The sequence below is a fragment of the Bacillus sp. C28GYM-DRY-1 genome (assembly GCF_030519405.1).
In the GTDB taxonomy this organism is placed as follows: Bacteria; Bacillota; Bacilli; order Bacillales; family Bacillaceae; genus Bacillus; species Bacillus spizizenii_A.
This window is the reverse complement of record NZ_JAUMKF010000013.1, coordinates 28,991-51,307: the sequence shown is the minus strand read 5'-3', so window position 1 is coordinate 51,307 and position 22,317 is coordinate 28,991. Positions and strand designations below refer to the sequence as shown.

The 22,317-nt window shown below is 40.1% G+C and carries 24 protein-coding genes and 7 tRNA genes; 7 read left to right on the top strand and 24 right to left on the bottom strand.

Annotated features, from left to right (window positions below):
* The first annotated feature begins 209 nt into the window (after positions 1-209).
* Positions 210-845, top strand: a complete 636-nt coding sequence (locus Q3W56_RS13670; RefSeq protein ID WP_302895863.1) for a response regulator transcription factor — start codon at positions 210-212, stop codon at positions 843-845.
* A 466-nt stretch (positions 846-1,311) separates the two neighbouring features.
* A complete protein-coding gene (locus tag Q3W56_RS13665; RefSeq protein WP_302895911.1) occupies positions 1,312-1,773 on the top strand; it encodes a CarD family transcriptional regulator in 462 nt (153 codons plus the stop codon).
* Between the two features lie 692 nt (positions 1,774-2,465).
* Here the strand turns inward: Q3W56_RS13665 and cspC are convergent.
* Positions 2,466-2,669: a cold shock protein CspC gene (cspC, locus tag Q3W56_RS13660; RefSeq protein WP_003225237.1), complete on the bottom strand. Its 204-nt coding sequence runs from the start codon at positions 2,667-2,669 to the stop codon at positions 2,466-2,468.
* Positions 2,670-3,353: 684 nt separating this feature from the next.
* On the opposite strand from cspC, the gene desA reads away from it, so the two are divergent.
* From desA to Q3W56_RS13645, 3 genes are all read left to right on the top strand, one after another.
* A complete protein-coding gene (desA, locus tag Q3W56_RS13655) occupies positions 3,354-4,382 on the top strand; it encodes a Delta(5) desaturase DesA (RefSeq protein ID WP_302895862.1) in 1,029 nt (342 codons plus the stop codon).
* 531 nt (positions 4,383-4,913) lie between these two features.
* Positions 4,914-5,531, top strand: a complete 618-nt coding sequence (locus Q3W56_RS13650; protein WP_302895861.1) for a hypothetical protein — start codon at positions 4,914-4,916, stop codon at positions 5,529-5,531.
* A 285-nt stretch (positions 5,532-5,816) separates the two neighbouring features.
* Positions 5,817-6,437: a hypothetical protein gene (locus Q3W56_RS13645; protein WP_483298529.1), complete on the top strand. Its 621-nt coding sequence runs from the start codon at positions 5,817-5,819 to the stop codon at positions 6,435-6,437.
* Between the two features lie 461 nt (positions 6,438-6,898).
* On the opposite strand, the gene Q3W56_RS13640 is transcribed toward Q3W56_RS13645, so the two are convergent.
* A complete protein-coding gene (locus tag Q3W56_RS13640; protein ID WP_302895860.1) occupies positions 6,899-8,365 on the bottom strand; it encodes a SulP family inorganic anion transporter in 1,467 nt (488 codons plus the stop codon).
* A 217-nt stretch (positions 8,366-8,582) separates the two neighbouring features.
* Here Q3W56_RS13640 and Q3W56_RS13635 point away from each other — a divergent pair, with 217 nt between their 5' ends.
* Positions 8,583-9,140, top strand: a complete 558-nt coding sequence (locus Q3W56_RS13635) for a recombinase family protein (protein ID WP_302895859.1) — start codon at positions 8,583-8,585, stop codon at positions 9,138-9,140.
* 838 nt (positions 9,141-9,978) lie between these two features.
* Here Q3W56_RS13635 and Q3W56_RS13630 read toward each other — a convergent pair.
* The 8 genes from Q3W56_RS13630 to Q3W56_RS13595 all read right to left on the bottom strand — a co-directional run bounded on the left by Q3W56_RS13630 (position 9,979) and on the right by Q3W56_RS13595 (position 11,270).
* A tRNA-Leu gene (locus Q3W56_RS13630) sits at positions 9,979-10,062 on the bottom strand.
* A gap of 81 nt (positions 10,063-10,143) precedes the next feature.
* Positions 10,144-10,225, bottom strand: a tRNA-Leu gene (locus tag Q3W56_RS13625).
* Between the two features lie 11 nt (positions 10,226-10,236).
* Positions 10,237-10,312: transfer RNA gene (locus Q3W56_RS13620), tRNA-Lys, on the bottom strand.
* 27 nt (positions 10,313-10,339) lie between these two features.
* Positions 10,340-10,414: transfer RNA gene (locus tag Q3W56_RS13615), tRNA-Gln, on the bottom strand.
* 11 nt (positions 10,415-10,425) lie between these two features.
* Positions 10,426-10,497 (bottom strand) — tRNA-Glu (locus Q3W56_RS13610).
* A gap of 29 nt (positions 10,498-10,526) precedes the next feature.
* Positions 10,527-10,617, bottom strand: a tRNA-Ser gene (locus Q3W56_RS13605).
* Positions 10,618-10,620: 3 nt separating this feature from the next.
* Positions 10,621-10,695: transfer RNA gene (locus Q3W56_RS13600), tRNA-Asn, on the bottom strand.
* 122 nt (positions 10,696-10,817) lie between these two features.
* The gene (locus Q3W56_RS13595; protein WP_302895858.1) at positions 10,818-11,270 is read right to left on the bottom strand and encodes a SprT family protein; all 453 of its coding nucleotides are present in this window, start codon (positions 11,268-11,270) and stop codon (positions 10,818-10,820) included.
* Positions 11,271-11,373: 103 nt separating this feature from the next.
* On the opposite strand from Q3W56_RS13595, the gene cmpA reads away from it, so the two are divergent.
* Entirely contained in the window at positions 11,374-11,487 is a 114-nt protein-coding gene (gene cmpA / locus Q3W56_RS13590) for a cortex morphogenetic protein CmpA (RefSeq protein ID WP_003225207.1), read from the top strand.
* Between the two features lie 9 nt (positions 11,488-11,496).
* Here the strand turns inward: cmpA and Q3W56_RS13585 are convergent, their stop codons facing one another.
* The 14 genes from Q3W56_RS13585 to acpS form a co-directional block, all read right to left on the bottom strand.
* The gene (locus Q3W56_RS13585) at positions 11,497-13,656 is read right to left on the bottom strand and encodes a Tex family protein (protein ID WP_302895857.1); all 2,160 of its coding nucleotides are present in this window, start codon (positions 13,654-13,656) and stop codon (positions 11,497-11,499) included.
* A 106-nt stretch (positions 13,657-13,762) separates the two neighbouring features.
* Complete coding sequence (gene rsbX / locus Q3W56_RS13580; RefSeq protein ID WP_019713397.1) at positions 13,763-14,362, bottom strand: phosphoserine phosphatase RsbX; 600 nt, start codon at positions 14,360-14,362, stop codon at positions 13,763-13,765.
* Positions 14,362-15,150, bottom strand: coding sequence for an RNA polymerase sigma factor SigB (sigB, locus tag Q3W56_RS13575; RefSeq protein ID WP_019713396.1), 789 nt, complete (start codon positions 15,148-15,150; stop codon positions 14,362-14,364). Before sigB ends, rsbX begins: the two co-directional genes overlap by 1 nt.
* The gene (gene rsbW / locus Q3W56_RS13570; protein WP_003225198.1) at positions 15,116-15,598 is read right to left on the bottom strand and encodes an anti-sigma B factor RsbW; all 483 of its coding nucleotides are present in this window, start codon (positions 15,596-15,598) and stop codon (positions 15,116-15,118) included. The genes sigB and rsbW overlap by 35 nt, the downstream gene beginning before the upstream one ends.
* Positions 15,595-15,924 (bottom strand): anti-sigma factor antagonist RsbV, encoded by a 330-nt coding sequence (gene rsbV / locus Q3W56_RS13565; RefSeq protein WP_268398826.1) that lies wholly within the window; start codon positions 15,922-15,924, stop codon positions 15,595-15,597. The genes rsbW and rsbV overlap by 4 nt, the downstream gene beginning before the upstream one ends.
* A gap of 57 nt (positions 15,925-15,981) precedes the next feature.
* Positions 15,982-16,989, bottom strand: coding sequence for a phosphoserine phosphatase RsbU (rsbU, locus tag Q3W56_RS13560; RefSeq protein WP_302895856.1), 1,008 nt, complete (start codon positions 16,987-16,989; stop codon positions 15,982-15,984).
* Positions 16,990-17,000: 11 nt separating this feature from the next.
* On the bottom strand, positions 17,001-17,402 hold the full coding sequence (gene rsbT, locus Q3W56_RS13555) for a serine/threonine-protein kinase RsbT (RefSeq protein WP_003225192.1): 402 nt from the start codon (positions 17,400-17,402) through the stop codon (positions 17,001-17,003).
* Positions 17,403-17,405: 3 nt separating this feature from the next.
* Entirely contained in the window at positions 17,406-17,771 is a 366-nt protein-coding gene (rsbS, locus tag Q3W56_RS13550) for an RsbT antagonist protein RsbS (RefSeq protein ID WP_302895855.1), read from the bottom strand.
* 4 nt (positions 17,772-17,775) lie between these two features.
* The gene (gene rsbRA, locus Q3W56_RS13545; RefSeq protein ID WP_003240350.1) at positions 17,776-18,600 is read right to left on the bottom strand and encodes an RsbT co-antagonist protein RsbRA; all 825 of its coding nucleotides are present in this window, start codon (positions 18,598-18,600) and stop codon (positions 17,776-17,778) included.
* 114 nt (positions 18,601-18,714) lie between these two features.
* Positions 18,715-19,065 carry a type II toxin-antitoxin system endoribonuclease NdoA gene (gene ndoA / locus Q3W56_RS13540; protein ID WP_003156187.1) on the bottom strand — a complete coding sequence of 117 codons (351 nt, stop codon included), beginning with the start codon at positions 19,063-19,065 and terminating at the stop codon, positions 18,715-18,717.
* Between the two features lie 4 nt (positions 19,066-19,069).
* Positions 19,070-19,351 carry a type II toxin-antitoxin system antitoxin EndoAI gene (gene endB, locus Q3W56_RS13535; RefSeq protein ID WP_003225183.1) on the bottom strand — a complete coding sequence of 94 codons (282 nt, stop codon included), beginning with the start codon at positions 19,349-19,351 and terminating at the stop codon, positions 19,070-19,072.
* A gap of 114 nt (positions 19,352-19,465) precedes the next feature.
* Entirely contained in the window at positions 19,466-20,635 is a 1,170-nt protein-coding gene (alr, locus tag Q3W56_RS13530; protein WP_302895854.1) for an alanine racemase, read from the bottom strand.
* A gap of 115 nt (positions 20,636-20,750) precedes the next feature.
* Positions 20,751-21,767 carry a LolA family protein gene (locus tag Q3W56_RS13525; RefSeq protein WP_302895853.1) on the bottom strand — a complete coding sequence of 339 codons (1,017 nt, stop codon included), beginning with the start codon at positions 21,765-21,767 and terminating at the stop codon, positions 20,751-20,753.
* Between the two features lie 163 nt (positions 21,768-21,930).
* The gene (gene acpS, locus Q3W56_RS13520) at positions 21,931-22,296 is read right to left on the bottom strand and encodes a holo-ACP synthase (protein ID WP_019713391.1); all 366 of its coding nucleotides are present in this window, start codon (positions 22,294-22,296) and stop codon (positions 21,931-21,933) included.
* Positions 22,297-22,317 lie beyond the last annotated feature (21 nt).

Genomic DNA, 22,317 nt, shown 5'->3' with positions numbered 1-22,317 from the left:
CCTTACTCTACTCAGCTATCCTGTCTCTGCTAATCTAAACTTGGCTATTCTGTAAATAATTTTAAATAACTTATTTTAATATTGCAAATTTAATCAAAATAGTTTTTTTGTAATATTGACTGAAAGTATTAGGTTATTTTATATTTAACACAATAATTACCAAATTAGTTAGATTAAGAAGAGAAGAGTTGAGTAAGGGGTGATATTTGATGAATTTGAATTTAAACCTTTTGTTAGTTGATGTATATCCTTTGTTTGGTTACGGAATCAAATCAGTACTTGAATCTAAAGATAATATCGAATCAGTTAATATTCTTTATATACAAAGTAAAGACTTTTCATTATTAAATAAGTTACAATCTGAAATCATTGTCATAAACATCGAGCATTATAACATTAGAGAGTGTATTATCTTTTTACAAAACCTCAAAAGTTCTGCATTTAGTTTAACTACTAAGATTGCTGTAATAATTAAAAACGGGCTATTTCAAGTTTATTTTAATGAATTGGTTTGCCTTAATGTAAAAGGATTTATGACTACTACTACGGATGCAGATGGTATTGCCGAAATGTTTTATTTGATACAAAATGACCAAATGGTAATTAGTAGAGAACTTTCAAGAAATATGAATACTACCTCAAATAAAAATTTAACGAGTAAAGAAATACAAATTTTAAAATTAATCTATAATGAAAAAACAAATAAAGAAATTTCCAAAATACTCAATTATTCAGTTAGTACAGTAGAATATTATTTAACAATGATTTTTCATAAACTTTCTGTCAAAACAAGAGTTGGGGCAGTTAGAGAAGCAAGTAATTTGGGAATATTACCAAATTACTAAAATCGTTTATCAATCAGTTTCAAAACATAATAGACTTCGAAGTTTTACTATCAGGAATTACTTGAGAATAATTTTTTATTTGAATACTTTTTCTTCTAAAAAAACTGAAGTTATAACACATTATAATATCTTATTAACTCCTACATATATACATCGAAAACAATTCAAAATTATACCGACCCAATTTATTCTAATGACTTGAAACTGGTGCCAAGTTATGAACTCCTAAAGAAGATTTAACAACTCATTTCAATCTACGTTAATTTGTCGAAGCTACAGGACATAACGGACCAATTGACCTTTCTTTTATTGGGAATCCGACCCATTTCCTAATGTTTTTGCTCGATCTGATTTTTCATAAAAAAATTATTGACAACAAAAAATCTACCATGTTATCATTAAAATTTTGATATTACACCTCCGTATATGGTAATCTTAAGAAGGTACAAATATGGAGGTGGATGATATGTTTCAAATTGGCGATAACATTGTTTATCCAATGCACGGAGTAGGTATAATCGAAGCCATTGAGGAAAAAGAAATTTTAGGAAAAAAACAGCAGTATTATGTCATAAAAATGACGATTAGTAATATGCAAGTTATGATTCCAACGCGTAAAATATTGAGTTCAAGTATACGACCAGTTACTGATATACATGCATTAAAACACATTATACACATTTTTCAGCATGGAGAATCAGATAGGTTACTGCCGTGGAAGCAAAGGTATATAGTAAACACGAACAAAATAAAAACGGGTGAAATACAAGAAGGCGCAGAAGTTGTTCGTGATTTAATGCGTATGAAGAAAGAAAAAGCACTTAATGCAAGCGAAAAAAAAATGTTGGATAATGCATATGAATTTTTGATTAGTGAACTGGAAGTAATTAAAGGAATCACTGAAAATCAAATAAAAAGTTTCTGTTGAGTTTAATGATCTTGTATTCCAAACGATATCCTTATTTTTTTCGAAATATTATGATTAAAAGCAAATCATTTCAAGACGTTCATCTTCTTCAACCTTACTTTAAGGGCTTTAACCTCTTTTGTTGTTCCTTCTCATCCATTTTTATTATTTAAATTTCTTCTACGAACAATTGGAGTTTTATCAAAAAACTCGATAAATTAGTCACTTGATTTTGTAATCCTGATTCCCACTGGCACGGACAAGGAGCCGTAAGGATGGAAGAGAGGCAGGGCTTTCATTGTATTAGGTATCTCTAAGTGATTAAAAACAATCAATTTCCACTCTATCTTTAAGAATTTCTATATTCACTGCGACAGTGAATAGTAATTGTTTATCTTGTTAACAAAAGAGACACACGAGTTGGTTACATCTAAATATATAGTCAATAATCAAAACTTGTACTTACATTAACAAGCAGGTTAGTGAAAAAATGTAGTTGTATTCGAAAAGAAAAATAAATAATGATATATTCCGCATATTGTCAATCCAGTATGTTATACTATAAATAAACCTTTGAAGTGTTAAATCTTTTTTCATTACCTTGTACCATCTCCCTACTTGAACATTGAGTAGGGTTTTTTATTGAGTATTATACAGAGAACATAAAAAAACAGGCCCTATTTAAAGAGCCTGTTTTTATAAACGATTGAAGATTAAGAAGCTTTTTGAACGTTAGCAGCTTGAGCTCCACGAGCACCTTGCTCAACGTCAAACGTTACTTTTTGACCTTCGTCTAAAGATTTGAATCCGTCACCTTGGATTGCAGAGAAGTGTACGAATACGTCGTCTCCGTTATCACGTTCGATAAAGCCAAAACCTTTTTCTGCATTAAACCATTTAACTGTACCTTGTTCCATTATTGTTGCCTCCTAGTGCGTTACCACACATTGTTTTACTATCCCTGCCCAAAGTATCATCAAGACGAAAAGTCGATATTCATACTATCCTTTACACCGAACAAAAATAATTCTTCTTTATCATAACACGAAACGGAAATAACTGCAAATTATTTCGTTGTTTTATTTTTGGGATTTTTTATTAGTCTTGTGATTACCAGTAGAGAAAAGGTTTGAAATGAATGACGAGTGTCTTCAAGCTGTTTTCTTTGCTTAATCGTCCTTCATTAAATGATTGTTATTTTAAAATAAAATGTTCAAGTGGCTGTTTACTGGTCAAGCTTTAATTCTGCATATGTTTCCAAACAGTCACTCATGGTATATCCCCTTTTGCCCAGATGCTCATAATACGATACAACTTGGACATCAACCAATCAATGTTCACGCGTCTAAATAAACCGATTCCATAGGGGTACAAGGAGAGGGTTTGGCCCGATAAGAAGCCGGGTATAATCTTCATACACTCTTAAGTATTCCGGCCTGCACTGCTAATAAAGATGTAATTAAGCTGGAAATCAGCTTCATTATTCCAATAATTTCACAGATGTATGGAAAAGATACTTATCATATATGGTGTATGACGCTGGGATTCATGATAATACGTTTTCTATAGCAGAACATCAGGGAAGGGGAAATCTTTAAAAAATGAATGAACAAAACCTTAGGACTTTGAGAAAACTGGTTACACCCTATGAAAAGTCCGATTTACAAAAAAGTATTTGTCAAATCATTAACACATTGGTTCCATTTATCCTGTTATGGTATTTGGCATATAAGAGTTTGCCGAATTCTTATCTCCTTACATTAGCGATTTCTTTCGTTGCGGCAGGTTTTTTAGTAAGAACCTTCATCATCTTTCATGATTGCTGCCACTATTCCTTTTTTAAAAACAGAAAGGCGAACCGAATTCTTGGAACAATAACAGGAATTCTGACTCTGCATCCTTTTGATCATTGGGCACATGACCATTCTGTCCATCATGCGACAAGCAGCAACCTGGATAAACGCGGTACAGGCGATATTTGGGTACTAACCGTTGAGGAATATAAGGAAGCCTCAACAAAGACAAAAATCATGTACCGTTTGTACAGAAATCCATTTGTTATGTTTATTATTGGGCCGATTTACGTCTTCGGGATTACCAACCGTTTTAATCGTAAAGGGGCAAAACGCAAAGAACGGATGAATACATATATAACGAACCTAGGGATCGTTGCTTTGGCAGCTCTTTTATGTTGGGCTATTGGCTGGCAAAACTTCCTGCTGGTCCAAACTCCAATATTTATGATATCAGGATCTCTCGGCATTTGGATGTTTTATATTCAGCACACGTTTGAGGATTCTTATTTTGAAGAAGACGAGCATTGGGAATATGTAAAAGCAGCAGTTGAGGGGAGCTCTTTTTACAAGCTTCCAAAAGTCATGCAATGGCTAACAGGCAATATTGGGTTCCATCATGTTCATCATTTAAGCCCGAGAGTCCCAAACTATAAGCTTGAAAAAGTGCATAACAACACTGAACCATTACAAAACGTTCCGACCATTACACTAGCAACAAGTCTTAGATCTTTAAAGTTCCGCCTATGGGATGAAGAAGGCAAAAAATTTGTGGGTTTTAGCCACTTAAAAAAAGCTTCTAAAAGCCAAGTATCAGCGCGGCTATCATCGGATTAAATAAACTCCCCATAAATCGTAAGGGACAGTGTCTCTTGCTGAATAAAAGTGCAAACTCGCGCAACGGTTGTGCAGAGGTCAGCACTTTTTTCAGCAAACCTTTTTATTTTTATTCGTTCGCCATCGATAACCGTAAACTTCAACAGCAGCACTCTTTATTCACCCATATCCTTTTCAAAAACATGAGTTCATACACTACAAATTTGACAAGAACTTCTCCGTCACTGATCCTGTTTCTTATTTTCAAGGACTCTAAAGTTAAAAACAGGTTCTAATCATATCCCCCGCCTCATGTGGCCATGACTCTAATAATATTCTTTACTTAACCATTCTAAAACCTCATCTAATAAGGATATTCTTATTTCATTCATACATTCGACTATCCTCTTTTTTCAAACTAACTGAATAAAAACTTCGAATAATTGTTAAATTATTGATTCTTCGCAAATAAAGACAACATTTTCAGTTTGTTAATGCTATTCTACTTCCACCTATAGAAAATAGGAAAATTAAGTAAGGGAGTGGTGGCTTATGTTTAAAACAAAGCTCAAAAAAGCGCTAGGGGTGGGTATCGTTGCAGTAACTTGTTTGTTAACTGCATTGCCGGCAAGCGCTGCACCAGCAAGCGATGCCAAGTCAAATAATTTTACGGTTAAATCGTTCCATTACTTAACTGTAGATGGAAAAGATGTGAGTTCTCCAGGCCAAGTAAACAACAAATCCAACAACATAAAAGTGACCATGGTTCTGCCTAAGCAGGATAACAACGGCGATTTGTTGGCATATGGATTTACAAGCAATGTAACATTAGAGGCATTTATCGCAAAAGATAAACAAAGGCTTCAAAACAAATTCCAGCCGACGGCCAGCGATCCTTGCTGCACCTATTTCTATGAGGATCAAAATAAAGGCGGGCAATATTTTTATTGGAGATACGGGTATACAAACTTGCCTTCAGAGTGGATTAACAGGATTTCCTCCATAAGTACGGCTTCACCCTCTTACAGCTATTCAACGACGCTCTGGGAGCATACTTCAACTCAAGGGTATGGCAGTGGAGTCCTGTTTAGACATTCTGATTGGTATGGCAAAACTGTCAATATGGCTTCAAATTGGGACAACAAGATTTCTGCAATCGAAATCAAGTAATCTAGGTAAAGAAGTTTAAAAATCACTATTCTCTTAGGTAGAATGAGAGTAGTGATTTTTTGAATGGCCTACACAGTTGCCATTCTAAAACTTCATCTAATAAGGATACTCTTATTGATTCATACATTCGTCTATCCTCTTTTTTTACACTGGCTCAATAGAAAGTTTAAATAAATGTAAATTAAATGTTTTTCTGCAAATAAAGACAACATTTTCAGTTTGTAAATGCTATTCTACTTCCATCCTATTAAATAATAGGAAATTAAGTTTGGGAGTGGTGGCATAATGTTTAAAACAAAGCTCAAAAAAACGATAGGGATGGGTATCGTTACAGCAGCCTGTATGATGACTACTGTATTACCGGCAAGCGCTGCGCCAGCAAGCGATGCCAAGTCAAATGATTATACGGTTAAATCGTTCCATTACTTAACTGTAGATGGAAAAGATGTGAGTTCCCCTGCCCAGGTAAACAACAAATCCAACAACATAAAAGTGACCATGGTTCTGCCTAAACAGGATAACAACGGCGATTTGTTGGCATATGGATTTACAAGCAATGTAACATTAGAGGCATTTATCGCAAAAGATAAACAAAGGCTTCAAAACAAATTCCAGCCGACGGCCAGCGGCACTTGCTGCACAGATTTCTATGAGTTTAAAGATAAAGGCGGGCAGTATATTTATTGGAGAGATGGGTTTACAAACTTGCCTTCCACTTGGAATGACAGAATTTCCTCCTTAAGTACGGCTTCACCTTCTGCAAGCTATTCAACGACGCTCTGGGAGCATACTTCAACTCAAGGGTATGGCAGAGGAGTCCTGTTTAGACATTCTGATTGGTATGGTAAAACTGCCAATATGGCTTCAGATTGGGACAACAAGGCTTCGGCAATTGAAATTAAGTAATTTAGTAAAGTACAAAAATCACTATTCCCTTAAGGAGAATAGTGATTTTTTATATTGTCATCACAGATGCCAGTTTGCTTTGCAAATATAATGACTAGTTTAAGCAAATTTTTAATACAGCTGTACATGAAGAAATTTTAAAGGGAAATCCCTACGGCAACGGTAAACAATTATCTATAACAAGAAAAATTAAAGTTTTGAGACCAGAAAAGTTCAAAAAACTTATTAGTTTAACACCTCAAGATCAGTTATTGTATCAACCTTTTATATCATTGCACTATATTCCAAGGGCGGCAAAATCCTTTAAAAAATAGTGAGCCAAAACAATGAATGTTCTGCTACTAATAAAATCATAATCATTGGTATAACATTTAAATAATTTACTCACTGTCATTTCCAATCATATATGTCCACTCTTGAATCAGGTACCGGTTTTGCTATACAGCTGCTGCACCTTCCCCTTAGTGACCCGACGGCTGTGCGTTAGGATAATTGTAAGTAGCAAGCTTTTCAATTAAATGGTGACTTGACTCGTTTAAGCCAACCAATTTAACATCTGCATGATGTTCTATGAATTTCAAGACAACTTTATCCACGGCGGCTACGCCTGAATCATCCCAAATTTGCGCGTCTGAAAAGTTTATAACGACACGCTTTTTCACATCTTCATATGAAAAGGAGTTCACAAACTCCTGCACAGAAGCAAAGAACACTTGACCCTTAATGTCATAAACAACTTCTTGATCTGAAACAGAAGTCATTTTCACTTTCACTCGTGAGATTTTGGAAGCAAAGAAAATCGCACTCAAAATGACTCCCACGATCACGCCAATAGATAGGTTATCTGTAGCTACAACTGTAATCACAGTAACAATCATGACAACTGTATCAGTAAGCGGGACTTTTCTAAGCATTCGGAGTGATGACCAATCGAATGTTCCAATTGAAACCATAATCATAACGCCAACCAGTGCAGGCATAGGAACTTGAACAACCCATTCACCTAAAACGAGTATTAAAAACATGAGGAACACACCAGCTGTAAAGGTTGACAGTCTGCCTCTCCCTCCAGATTTTACGTTGATAACAGATTGACCGATCATCGCACATCCAGCCATACCGCCGAAAAATCCTGCAACGATATTGGCAATGCCTTGTCCTCGACTCTCCCTGTTTTTATTACTTTCTGTGTCTGTCATGTCATCTACAATTGAAGAAGTCAACAACGACTCAAGCAGACCAACGACAGCTAGAGCAATAGAAGTCGGGAAGATAATTGACAGCGTCTCAAAGTTCAATGGAACATCCGGAATCAAAAAGCTTGGTAAGGCTTGTTTAATTGTGCCTAAATCTCCAACTGTTTGGACATTAAAGTGACCCCAAATAGAAACGACCGTGAGAAATATAATCGCTATCAAAGGACTTGGCACAGCTTTTGTAATAAACGGAAATAGATAAATAATGACCAATGTTATACCGACAAACACATATGTCATACCGGATATTCCAACAAAATGAGGAACTTGTGCCATGAAAATCAAAATGGACAGCGCATTAACAAAACCTACCATAACCGATCGTGGTACAAATTTCATTAATCGCGCCACTTTCAGAACCCCAAATATGATTTGGATGATACCCGTCAGGATCGTAGCAGCAAACAGATACTGTAATCCATGATCCTTCACCAACGTTCCCATTAACAAAGCCATAGCCCCTGTAGCCGCAGAAATCATAGCAGGTCTGCCGCCTGCAAAAGAAATCACTACAGCAATACAAAATGAAGCATATAATCCTACCATAGGATCAACACCTGCAATAATGGAAAATCCAATGGCTTCAGGTATTAATGCTAAAGCAACGACAATACCAGCTAATAAGTCCCCTTTTATATTTGAGAACCACTCCATATTTAATTTTTTTAACATAAAATACAGTGCACCTCTTTATGATTATTTTTGTTGACTTCTAACTCTCATAGAAGTCAGGGCCGTTTGTAACTATTTAAAATGTAACAAACAAGAATTCAAATGTCTATAATTTTTTGTACCAAAATAGATCTTTTTTGGAACTATTGGCGCACTCTGCGCTATCCACCTTATTTTGTTATAATAAAATATACAACATTCATCAGGGGTTGATGATTTGATTTTTGGATATGCACGTCCGTTTAGTCAAGATCAGGAAGTAACAAAGCAGCTAGCTGCACTTAAAGAATTCAACTGTGAAAAGATATATATTGAACAAACAAATTCAGCAAAAAACAGACCAGAATTTGAGTCATTATGTAACAGTTTAAATGTCGGGGATACCGTAGTTATATATAAGTTGTACAGTATTGCGGACTCTACAAAAAACCTAATTGATATCATTGATTTCTTCAAAACAAAACAAATCAACTTTATCTCAATATTAGATAAGGTGGACACCTCAAAGAAAAATGGTTCCATTTTCTTCGATTTTTTAGAAAGAGTCAGCGAATTTCAATTTGACATTATTAGTGAAAATACAAAGGTTGGTATCCAAGAGGCGAAATTAAAGGGGAAAAATACAGGACGTCCGAGAAAACCTGATGCTAATGTCCGCCGTGCTGTGGAGATGTACCAAAGCAAACAGTATACCATTCAGCAAATCACCAAAGAAACGGGCATCAGTAAAACAACGTTATACCGTTACTTAGATAACTGGAACAATTTTGAGTAAGGTATTTTCATTCATTCTTGAGATGTAACCAGAAGAATGACCTTGTTGAGGCAGACAATTTAATTGTCTGTTTTTTCATTTGGCAAAGGTTTAAGAAAATATAACATCCAGTGTGGTTTAAGGCCTGAAATTGGTGACAAGTCATGAACTCCTAAAGGAGAATTAATATACCTAAAGCAAAAATGATATCAAATAAAAAAGAGAGTGATGAACAATGAACAATTCATCACTCTTATTCTTGTTTGTTATAAATAAATCAATAAAAAGCTAACAACAATAACCGCACAAACTTGATAGCCCAGCTCTTTTTTATTGAAAAGATAAAATAGGGACTGGATTCCGGAGCTAATTAAAAATGCATAAAAAAAATACTCAAATGTAAAATGGAAACCTTGAAAAACAATTTGCATGAAAAGGGCTACTCCAGACAGATAAAACCAGCCATGGTCATTAAAGATGTTTTTCATTTCTGATTTGGCTTCATCAGCTGAAGATATAGAAACAGATTCAACCGACAACTCTCTTTTAAGAGTTAAAAAGCCAGCTGCGAGAGCCGATGGGGCACTGCAGTGAATTCTTATGTATTTATATCATTTAAGAACTTCGACTTTACAACCATTTACATGATTTTGGATATACACTTGTAACAATATTAATACACCAAGGAGAAGATTACAGTAATTAAAGAACATTTAGGACATGTAAAGAAAAACAAGAAATGGCTGGAAAATTAAATTAGTTGGCTTCCTGTAGGTAAGTGGGCAGTTTGTGGGCAGTAAATCATTTAAAAATAAACACAAAAAAATACCAAGGGCGTCAAAACCCTTGGTATCATTGATGCGGCCGAGAGGACTTGAACCTCCACGGGTTATTCACCCACTAGGCCCTCAACCTAGCGCGTCTGCCATTCCGCCACGACCGCGTGATCATGAAATTGTGTTTGTGCTGGTTTAGTAGGCTCTTAACCTAGTAAAACCGATTTGCGTGCACTTTGTAAATAAAGTGCGGGTGAAGGGACTCGAACCCCCACGTCGTAAGACACTAGATCCTAAGTCTAGCGCGTCTGCCAATTCCGCCACACCCGCAAAAAGACAAATGGTGAGCCATGAAGGACTCGAACCTTCGACCCTCTGATTAAAAGTCAGATGCTCTACCAACTGAGCTAATGGCTCTTGCTATTAGATTTCAAAAAATAAAAATGGCTGGGCTAGCTGGATTCGAACCAACGCATGACGGAGTCAAAGTCCGTTGCCTTACCGCTTGGCTATAGCCCAACGAAATGGAATGACCCGTACGGGATTCGAACCCGTGTTACCGCCGTGAAAGGGCGGTGTCTTAACCGCTTGACCAACGGGCCGATGGTTGAGAACTTATATCGAAATCTCATGGCGGAGAAGGAGGGATTTGAACCCTCGCGCCGCTTACGCGACCTACACCCTTAGCAGGGGCGCCTCTTCAGCCACTTGAGTACTTCTCCATATGGCTCCACAGGCAGGATTCGAACCTGCGACCGATCGGTTAACAGCCGATAGCTCTACCACTGAGCTACTGTGGAATAATGAGACAAGACTTATTATATCAGCCTTGATTTTTAGTGTCAAGAGGTAAATGTTTTTATTTATCTCTCGTGACGACTTTTATAATGTAACATAGGCTTGCCATATTCGTCAACCTTTTTTACGAAAAAATTCTTTTTATTTTCCCGCGGCATTTTCCGCACCGGTATCTGTCAGGGTTCATGGCACGCTTCTTTATATACTGTTGGCCACACACCGTACAGATATACATATAAGTTTTTTTGTATTCTGTTTTTTTCTTAAGGGGTGTACAGAACCTTGGCGCGTTGACCTGCTGCAACAGCGCTCGAAAATCTCTGTCTCTGTGCTTGTACCCTTTTCCTTCAAGGTGAAGATGATAATGGCAGAGCTCGTGCTTGATGATGCCGATCAGTTCCTCCCTGCCGTGTTCAATCAAATATTTTCTGTTCAATTCAATGTTATGGGAGGTTAACAGGTACCTTCCGCCCGTGGTTTTAAGCCTGTCATTAAAAAGCGCCTGATGGCGGAACGGCTTTTTAAAATATGTTTTAGAAATATCCTCTGTCAGCTTTTGAAGCTCTATATTATCCATAGTGCACCTCACTTAAAAAACATTGAACGGGACAATTCACCGTTCGCATACAATATGGTAATCACCGTCCCTCTTATGATAAAAGCTGAGGAGGAATGAGCCTATGCCAAATTGGCTTAAAAAGCAGATGCAAAAAGCGTTCCTTGAAAAAGATAATTACCAAATTAAACTGCTGAATCAATGCTGGTATTTCTATAGGAAAAAACACTGCTCGTAAGCAGTGCTTTTATTTTACCATAGACAGCGCTACTCTGCCTTTTTGTACATCTACGCCGTCAACCCAAACTGTCACAATATCGCCGACAGATACGACATCAAGAGGATGCTTGACGAATTGATTGCTGAGTTTCGAGATATGCACAAGCCCGTCTTGTTTGACCCCGATATCAACAAACGCTCCGAAGTCCACGACATTGCGCACGGTGCCCTGGAGTTCCATTCCCTCTTTCAAATCCTCCAGCTGAAGGACATCTGTTTTCAGCAAAGGCTTTGGCACCTCATCACGCGGATCGCGCTCCGGCCTTGTCAGCTGTTCACAAATATCTTTCAGCGTGATTTCGCCGATTCCCAGTTCTTTCGCCGTTTCAGAAAGCGCCAGCTGATTGATTTTATCCTTCAATTCCGCCGTACCGATTTGTTCTGTTGAAAGGCCGAGCTTTTTCAATAGCGCTTTTGTTTCTTTATAGCTTTCCGGGTGGATGCCTGTTCTGTCCAAAGGCTCTGTCCCTTCCTGCACTCTTAAGAAGCCGATACATTGCTCATAGGTTTTCGCACCGAGTCTCGGGATGTCCTTCAGTTCTTTTCGATTCGAAAACTTCCCGATTTCCTCACGTTTTTTGACAACGTTGCCTGCGACAGACTTCGATAATCCTGCTACATATTGAAGCAGCGCGGCGGATGCTGTGTTGACGTTTACTCCCACTTGGTTTACGACCGTTTCGACAACGAACCGCAGAGATTCATTTAAGCGTTTTTGGCTGACGTCATGCTGATACTGTCCGACGCCAACAGATTTCGGATCGATTTTCACAAGTTCCGCCAGCGGGTCTTGAAGTCTTCGCGCAATAGATACAGCACTGCGCTCTTCAACCTGAAGCTCAGGGAATTCTTCTCTGGCAAGCTCAGAAGCCGAATATACGCTTGCTCCCGCTTCATTGACAATCACATAATAAATGTTCCGCGGCATGTCCTTCAGTACATTGACGATGAACTGCTCTGTTTCTCTTGAAGCCGTCCCGTTTCCGATCGCCACCACCTCGACTTGATGCTGCTCAAGAATGGCTTTGACTTTTTCGTGGGCTTCTTTTGTTTTCTTGACTGGTGCATGCGGATAGATGACATCAATTCCCAAGACTTTTCCGGTCTCATCTGACACAGCAAGCTTACAGCCAGTTCGGAAGGCCGGGTCAACACCGAGCACGGTTTTGCCTTTCATCGGCGGCTGAAGCAGAAGTTTTCTCAAGTTCTCAGAGAAGATGTGAATTGCCTGTTCATCCGCTTTTTCTGACAGCTCTTTTCTGATTTCACGTTCGATTGCCGGCTGGATCAGCCTTTTATAGCTGTCTTCAATCGTCTCCTGCAAAATCTCTTTTACGGACGTTGGGCGGTTTTTGATGATCTGTTTTTCTAAATACGCCTTGATGTGATCCGCGGGCGGCTCGATAGACACCTTTAAAATGTCCTCTTTTTCGCCGCGGTTCATCGCCAGCACCCTGTGCGGAACGACTTTTGAAATTGGCTCTTCATACTCGTAATACATTTCATACACGTTTTTCTCGTCTGCATCTGCCGATTTTCCAGCTGCAGATTTAATGGTTCCTTTTTTGAAGGTTTCCTGGCGAATCCACTTTCTGAAATTCGGCTCATCTGAGATTTGTTCCGCAATAATGTGCTTGGCGCCTTCAATTGCTTCTTCCCATGTGAACACTTCTTTTTCTTCGCTGATGTATTGATCGGCGGTTTCTGCCAGACGGTTGTCTAGTGGAAGTGACAGGATATAGTCGGCAAGCGGCTCGAGGCCTTTGCTTTTCGCGACTGTCGCCTTTGTTTTGCGTTTTTGTTTATATGGGCGGTAAAGGTCTTCCACTTCCTGAAGCTTCACCGATTGCTCGATTTTTCGCTTTAAGTCATCTGTCAGTTTATCCTGCTCTGCAATGAGCCTGATGACCTCTTCTTTTCGCTGATTCAGGTTTTGTATGTATTGCCAGCGTTCAGAAATCGTCTGAATCTGAACCTCATCCATTGACCCCGTCTGCTCTTTCCGGTATCGGGCGATAAACGGGACAGTATTGCCGTCCTCAAGCAGGCGGATAACACTTTCAACGTATTTTTGTGACAAACCGATTTCTTTCGCAATTTGCTGTTTTAAAAGGGCTGACGTTTCCATATAACCAAAGCCTCCAATTTTGTCGTTCTTTCTCTAGTGTATCAAAAACCGAAAGAAACACATAAAAAAAGAAGCCTGCGTTTCGGCTTCTCCTTTTTGTTAATCCCTAGGACAGCTGTCCAAGGATATAGGTCAGATCATCTTTTCTCGATGTCGTATACATTTTCAGCGAATTCGATATGTCTTCTACCGATTGGCCTTTTTTCAAATGGGAGCGGATATCGGGTACGTTGAGTCCATCTGTATGTATAATGAACTTTGAACCCTTTTCATAGGTGGCTGTGTGCGTTTTGTATTTTTGCGGCTTGCCTGATAAATAGCCTGAAATCGGCAGAGGATAAAAGCTTTCACCAGACGGGGAATGCAGAATAAAACGTACGTTTCCGACAGAGCAGTACGTAAACTGCCTTTGGTCAAAATTGATTTTCAGGATAGATGCTGTAGCGCCTCTTTTGTTTTTCATCGCCTGATTACAGCGTTCAATAATGCTTTGTACGTCTTCATTCGCATAGTATTCCACTAAGTCTTTGATGGCTGCAGAAGATTCGTTGGCAAGCGATCCGCTTCCAAGTCCGTCAGCTACCGCACAAATTAACTCCTTGTCATCAGCTTTCATATAAAAGCTGTCGCCGCAAATCGATTTTCCTTCTTTATTCAGTTGGTATACAAGAGTTTGAATATGCTCGTTTTCTTCAACCTGGATCATTACATTAACTCCATCGAGGGATCTTCAATCAAGGCCTCTCTGAGCTTCTTCACAGCTTTGCGTTGCAGACGCGAGACGTGCATTTGAGATATACCCAGAATGTCCCCAGTTTCTTTTTGGCTTTTGTTTTGAATATACGTAAGGTCTATGATTTGTTTTTCACGGTCTGAAAGGACATGAAGCACACTTTGCAGCATCATTTGCTGATTGACTCGCTCATATCCGTCCTCCTGTGATCCGACGATATCAAGAATCGTGACGGTGCTTCCGTCCGCATCCGCTTCGATGCTGTGGTCAACGGATAAGGCTTGATAGCTTTTACCCATTTCCATCGTTTCAAGAACCTCTTCTTCTGAAACATCGAGGAATTCTGCAATCTCTTCTACTTTCGGTGATCTTTGTGTTTCAGTCGTCAGCTGATCAACCGCCATTTTGATTCTTGGGCCAAGTTCTTTAATTCGTCTTGGCACATGAACGCTCCACGTTTTATCTCTGAGGAAACGTTTAATCTCCCCGATAATTGTCGGGATGGCAAAAGCTTCAAACGATTTGCCGACGACAGGATCGTATCGCTTAATCGCCCCAAGAAGCCCGATCATGCCGACCTGCCGGAGATCCTCGTGAAAGCTTTTGCCTTTTGAATATTTTTTCGCAAGCATATCAACCATATTTGTATACACCCGCACAAGCGTTTCTTGCGCCTGTTCATCTTGATTCGTTTGGTAATCGCTTATGAGCCGATCGACTTCATCCTTAGTTAGTTTCGTAGTTTTTGATGGTTGTGTCATGATCAACTCGCTCCCCATTTAAATACTTTGTCATCGCTACGGTGACACCGGAGTGATTTTGCACTCTGACTTCATCCATGAGCGTTTCCATTAAATATAGACCGAGCCCTCCTTCTGATAATTGATCAACTGTGTGTGAAGGTGTGTACGGCCCTAGATCCTGCTGCTTTTGATCAAAATCAAAGCTGTCACCCTCATCCGCCACAATGATTTCTAAACGGTCTTCGAACACACCGAATCGTATTGACACTTCCCCATTTTTATCTTCTTTGTAAGCGTGCTGAACTGCGTTTGTACACGCTTCACTGACTGCGATTTTCAAGTCTTCAATTTCATCATACGTATAGCCCATTCTGCTCGCGACGCCTGACAGTGTCAGCCTAATAATCCCTACATATTCAGGTTGAGCCGGCACTTTCATTTCGATGTAATCTGCGTTATTCTTCATTGCACTCCACCTTCTGACTTTGCAGAAATATCAATGATGTCCTTTAAGCCTGTAATCTCAAACAGGCGGATCAGCCGTTCAGAAAGATTTTCAAGTTTCAGCGAACCGCCTTGCTTTTTGACTGTTTTAAAGATGCCTACAAAGACGCCGAGTCCGGTACTGTCCATGTAGCTGACATCTTTCAGGCAAATTCTTAAATCAGCGCCTTGTTCTGCCAGAGGAACGAGCTTCTCTCTGAGCACCGGAGCTGAATATACATCTATTTCTCCTGCAATATTTACTTGTATATCATTCGCGTTTTGCTTCACATCAACATTTATATTCATTACGTATCACCTCAAATTTCAAATCACTAATTGTCTTATACCCGCGGCTAACTGATGCTAAACCTTTCTTCGCAAAACAATTAACGTAAAATCATCATGAAGCTGAAAGTCCTGCAATTTGAGGAGGCTGTCATAAATATTTTTGACCATTTCCTGCGCGGAGGAACACATATGTTCCTCAATAAGCTTTTGCAGATCAGGACGCTCCAAGAAACCATTTTCCGTTCTGCATTCTGTGACGCCATCAGAAAATAAAACAATCATATCGCCCTTATCGAGACGCTGGTCGAATTGTCTGTATTCATAATCCTGCGAGATGCCGAGAACGAGTCCTTTGGTCTCTAAATCATAAAATTTATTGTCTTTTTGAGAATAATAGAATCCCGGTTCATGTCCCGCAGAAGCATATGTAAATTGATGCTTATCCATATTGTAATTGGCATAAAGCATCGTAATAAACATACTGGCATCCACATTTTGTTCAACAACCCGATTCAAATTTTTCAGCACCTGAGAAGGGTGTATGCCCGTTTCCGGCAAAGAGTCCATCGCGTATTTAATCATGGACATACAAAGAGCCGCCGGAATGCCTTTGCCGATCACGTCCGCAATTGCGATATTAATAGATTCCTTGTCTTTGACAAAGTGGTAATAATCTCCACTCATCTGTTTGGCGGGCACACTGATGGCGCCGATATCCAGTGCTTCTTCCTGCGGAACCTTTGTTCCGAGCAGCGTCTGCTGGACATTTGCCGCGATTTCAATTTCTGATTTAATTTCTTGCTGTATCCCCCTGAGGGTTTGATGCTCCTGATAAGCCATTCCATATCCAATCATGACTTCTATTAAAAAATCCAGCGAATGAAAAACATCTTCCGGGAGATTCGGATACAGCTCCTTCAGCACTTTTCGGTGGATGCTGATGATTTCTTCCGGAGGAATTTGATGCTCGATTGTTTTTCGGCTGAATTTTTGGGCTTGATATAAAGATGTTTCTGTTAATTCGGCTATATATCGACTAAGCAGCTGATGATATCGCTGCTCAATAACCTCCCTAAAATCCACTTTCTTACCTCCTACCGAAGCCATTTAATGGCTTGTATCTCAGTTCCTTCCCCCGCTACAGAATTTAAACTGAATTCATCCATCAGCCTTTTCACGCCGGGAAGTCCCGCTCCGAGTCCGCCAGACGTTGAAAATCCGTCTTCCATGACCTTGCGGATATCAGGAATTCCCGGCCCTTGGTCTTCCGCTATGATTTTCAGACCCTTTTTTCCTCTATCAGCGACCTGTTCAATTCCAATCTGGCCTTTGCCAGCATATAAATAAATGTTTCTGGCTAATTCAGAAATAGCCGTTGTAATTCTAGCCTGGTCTACCGTGCCGAAACCCAGTTCTTTTGCAACATTTCGTCCCAATTGTCTGGCGGCAACGATATCCCATTCTGTCATGATCTTTACACAGGATTGGTCGTTCATTCGCTATTCCCCCAATTCCCGCTTCAATGACTCAAGCCCCTGCTCTAAATCGAGCGCTGTTTCAATTTCCTCAAGTGCGATTCCGAGTTCAATCAGCGTCACTGCCACAGCGGGCTGAATGCCGGTCAAGACAACTTTGGCGCCCATTAGCTTAGACATTGTTATCACGTCCCCCAGCACTTTGGCAATAAATGAATCAATCATGTCCACAGATGTCAGGTCAATTACGACTCCGTTGGCACCTGTTTCGTATATTTTATTTAACAAATCTTCTTGAAAGGTTAGTGCGGTTTGGTCATCCAGTTCCCATTGAATGGACACTAATAAGCAATTATACAGTTTCAAGATCGGGATTTTCGGATGTCTCAAAATGTTATTCCCCCAATGAAACGATTTTTCGATCCGTCATTTCCAATGCAGTTTGAATTCCTTTTTGCAGGGTATTCTTAGTAATAACTTGGGATAAATCAATCCCAAGGTTAACGATGGTCTGAGCAATTTCCGGACGGATTCCGGCAAGCAGGCATTTCGCTCCGACAAGCCTTACCGCTTCAGACGCCTGAATAATGTGATGGGCAACCATCGTATCGACAACAGGTACACCGGTAATATCAATCAGCACGACCTGGGAACGGTGTTTCACAACGCCATTAAGAAGATTTTCCATAATTCGTTTAGCACGTTCGGTATCAATTGTTCCGACAAGCGGCATTACGGTGATATTTTCAAACACCGGGATGAGCGGAGCTGATAACTCCTGCAGCGCGATTTTTTGCAGGGATACTGTTTTTTCCCATGAAATAGAGTATTGGTTAAAGATTTCTGTATTAATCGGGCTGAAGAAGCGGTCGATCTGCCAGATTAATTCTGTACTCTCTTGATCTGGCAATCTCTTATCGTTCATCTTCGTGTAGAGACGCTTCCAGAATTCAGCCAGCGCCGTAGCCAAAAACTTCAAAGATAGCCCTATTTGAACAGCTCTAAGCGCCAATTCACTGATTTGGCTTTCAGCAGCGCTGTCATCCTTAACAGATGAGAGAAGAATGTCGATATATTCTTTAGATATATTTTCATACACTTGGTCAGTCAGCTGATATGACTCTTGTTCGCTTAATTCTTTTAGTGTGTCAGTCCACAGTTGGAGCAGTTCATTTTGATTCTCGGCAATGAACTGGTATACAGTCTGATTCGACATCAAATTCGCTTACCTCCCAATAAAAACAACATATTTTTACGTTATTTCACTATTATATCGTTTATGTTTTTTGAAAACAAAAAAAGTTGCTCTATTTGAGCAACCAGGCAAATATTACTAAAAATCAATGAGTGCCAAACTAATTTGTAAGGCTTCATCAACCTTATCCATCATTTCATCATCCAGATGAGTAATCTTATCCGTTAACCTTTGCTTGTCAATCGTCCGAATTTGCTCCAGCAAAATAACGGAATCTCTTTCAAAACCGTAGCGTTTTGCATCGATTTCGACGTGGGTTGGTAATTTCGCTTTCTGTATTTGTGCTGTTATGGCTGCAACAATAGCAGTTGGGCTGAAGCGATTTCCGATGTCGTTTTGGATCACTAAAACCGGGCGCACCCCGCCTTGCTCTGAGCCAACAACAGGAGATAAATCAGCAAAATAAACATCGCCGCGTTTCACAATCAAATGATTATCCTCCGCTGACTAAGCGCTCAACTGTCGTTTCAGCCTCGCACTCCGCAAAGTGAGCCTCAGAAGAAATATTCAGGTTGATTTTCGCCATTTCCATATAGCCGCGTCTCATCAAATCACGGTTGTGACGAGTTGTTCGTTCGCTGACATACGCTCTCACTGCTTGTGATATCAGTTCGTTTCTGCTTCGTTTCTCCCGCATCGCTACACCATCCAATTCAGCTACTAGGTTTTCGGGCAAGCTGATTTTCATTTCGGTTCTTGCGCTGGATTCAGACAAAAAACATACACCTCCACCAAACTTACGGATACGACTCTTTTATCCATCCAGTGATAATGATACCATTATTCACTCTTCAAGCAAAGCTGTTTTATGAATTCTCCAATGAGGTGGCTATTTGCTTGTAATTTCCTGCAATAAAGGATTTCTTACTTCCATTATACTCCCATTTTCCAAAAACATACGGGGAACACGGGAACTAATTGTACAAGATACCTCGTAGTTGATGGTTTCGAGCCTGCCTGCAATTTCATCCATGGAAATGCATTCATCCCCTTGCCGGCCTATTAATGTGACTTTTGTGCCTGGCGGATACTCCTGATCCAGCTCCACCATAAATTGGTCCATGCAGATTCGGCCGGCGATTTTCAGCCGCTTTCCCTTCACAAGAATCTCGGTTCCTTTCAATTTTCGAAGCCAGCCGTCCGCATAGCCGACAGGCACCGTCCCGATCCATGTGTCTTTTTCCGCTGTGTATTCCGCTCCATAGCTGACGCTCTCGCCTTTTCTGATCAATTTGACATGAGACAGCGTCGAATGCAGGGTGAATGCAGGGCGCAGCTGAAACGGTATTTCATTCGTAATGTCGGCTGACGGACGGAGGCCGTACATGCCGATGCCGAATCTGACCGCGTTGAAAAAGCCTTTTTTCAGCCGGAGTCCGGCGGCGCTGTTCGCGCAGTGCACCATCATTTTCTTTAGCGGGAGCGGGGCAATCAGTTCTTTGAAGCGCTCAAACTGCATGAAAAAATAGCCTCTTTCTTTTTCATCCGCTGTTGCAAAATGAGTAAATACCCCTTTGCATTTTAAACGGGGGTTGCGGTCAAGAATCGCCATCACGTGATGAACCTCTTCTTCCGTTTTTACCCCTAGCCTGTTCATCCCCGTATCGACTTTCAAATGAAAATGAAGGGAACCTTTTTTCATGTGGCGGGCGGCTTCCTGAAGCCATTCAACAGAATAACCTGTTAATGTCAGGTCATATTCAGCCGCGATTTCCGCATACTCCGGGGGCACCGCTCCGAGCACCAATATAGGCGCCTTCAAGCCCTTCTTGCGCAGTGAAATCGCTTCATCTAAAATAGCCACGGCCAAGCATGAAGCCCCTGCGTCAAGCGCCGCCTTTGCTGTTTCTGCATCACCATGCCCGTAGGCGTTTGCTTTTACAACTGCCATCAGGTGGACATGTTCTCCGATATGTTTTTTCATGTTGATGACATTTTCTTTTATCGCGGACAAGTCGATTTCCGCCCACGTATCTCTGTAAAAAGGTTTTGTGCTCATAATGACACTTCCTAGCTTTTATTCAATATCATTTTCATATCATACTAAAATTAAAGGACAAAGGGAAACGATGCCTAACGAAAAAAAAGGCCAAATCATGTTTGGCCTTTTGCGGTTATTTAGATGATTGTCCCTGCATGCTTTTCGCGACTGTCACCATTTCCTCTTTAGAAAGATCTTTAGAGGAGAGAAGGTAATCTACACCATCATAAGTCCATGATAATGATGCATCCGACAAGGCGCCGATGGTGTACCCGAGATTGACTGGTTCGCCGTTCATCGTAACTGAGGAAGAAGCTTTCGCAATCTGAGCTTTTTCCTGAACTAAGGTGAATGATTTTTCTCCTCCGTAGGTCATGATGATCCGCTTCCCGTCTTCAGTAGAAATGTCTTTTTCTTCAAGCAGCTTTACACCCAGCGGCAGTTCTAGCGGCGTTTTGACCGCGAACGTATCGGATGGTTTCGCGCTTGTGGCGACATCAATTTGGGAAAGAGTCATATTTTTCTTTTCGTCAAATGATTCTTTGTCGAATTGTTTATTAAATTCAAAGCTGCTGAATTCTACTTTCACCATGACTTTTCGGTCTGTATCCATGACTTTGACAGATAACGGGCTCATATCTTTTTTGTTAAATGTGATTTCTTGCGTTGGCAGCATTTTGTTATGCTGATAGTTCGTTTTTGTTTCGAATACGTATTTCTTTTCTTTGGCAGTGAAAACTGCATCCGAATCGTTTTGAACATCCTTTACGAGCGATTCAAACAAGTAGACCTGGCTGCTGTTGTTCGGCCAGTCGCTTTGAAACCTGAAGCTCTTATTTAAAGACGGCGTGAGAACAAATACTCCGTTTTCGTTTCGTAGAATGACTTGATTTTGGTCCTTTTTCGGATTTTCTAAATAAACCCTGTACAGAGACGGCTTTTTGTGCCAGATTTCCACATTGTATACTTGAGGCTCACTCCCTGTCTCGATGGTCATTTTTGCTTTTGCTTTGTACGAGGTGTATTCTTTCGCCTTTTCATCTAAACCGGTCACAATATCTTGCTGCGTTTTTTGCCCGCAGGCAGAAAGAATAAGGACAGCAAGCAGTCCCGTTAAAAGCAAAACAAAGCTTTTTCTCACCTTTTTCAACCCCTTTTTCTCAATTGATGTAAAAGGAAGAAATCGCTTGTTTGACTTTAACGGTACGCTCGGTACACGTAGGCAGAACAGATGCGTACCATAAAAGCCTCAAACAACTTGTCTCCCTTATTGCACTATCAAATATATGAGTGGGGTTGCCCTAATATGCAGACTAGCTTGACAACCTTTCAATGACAATCTGCGCAGCCGCGTATTCCTTTGTATGAGTGATCGATACGTGAACGGCAGCCTGTCTCAGCTTCTCGCAAATGATATAAGGCTTGCCATTTGGGTCTTTCTTAATTTCAATGTCCTGAAAACTGAGGTGTTTCCCTATACCGGTGCCATATGCTTTCGAAAATGCTTCTTTTGCCGCAAATCTGCCCGCGAGAAATTCGATTTTTCTTTTCTCTGAAAGCTCTTGATATTGGTCAAGCTCGCTTAGTGTCAAAATCCGCTCGGCAAATCTTTTTTGACGTCCTGCCATAGAAGCGATCCGTTTAAGCTCGGTGATGTCTAGTCCAATGCCGTAAATCATGTGTAATAACCTCCTTTGCGT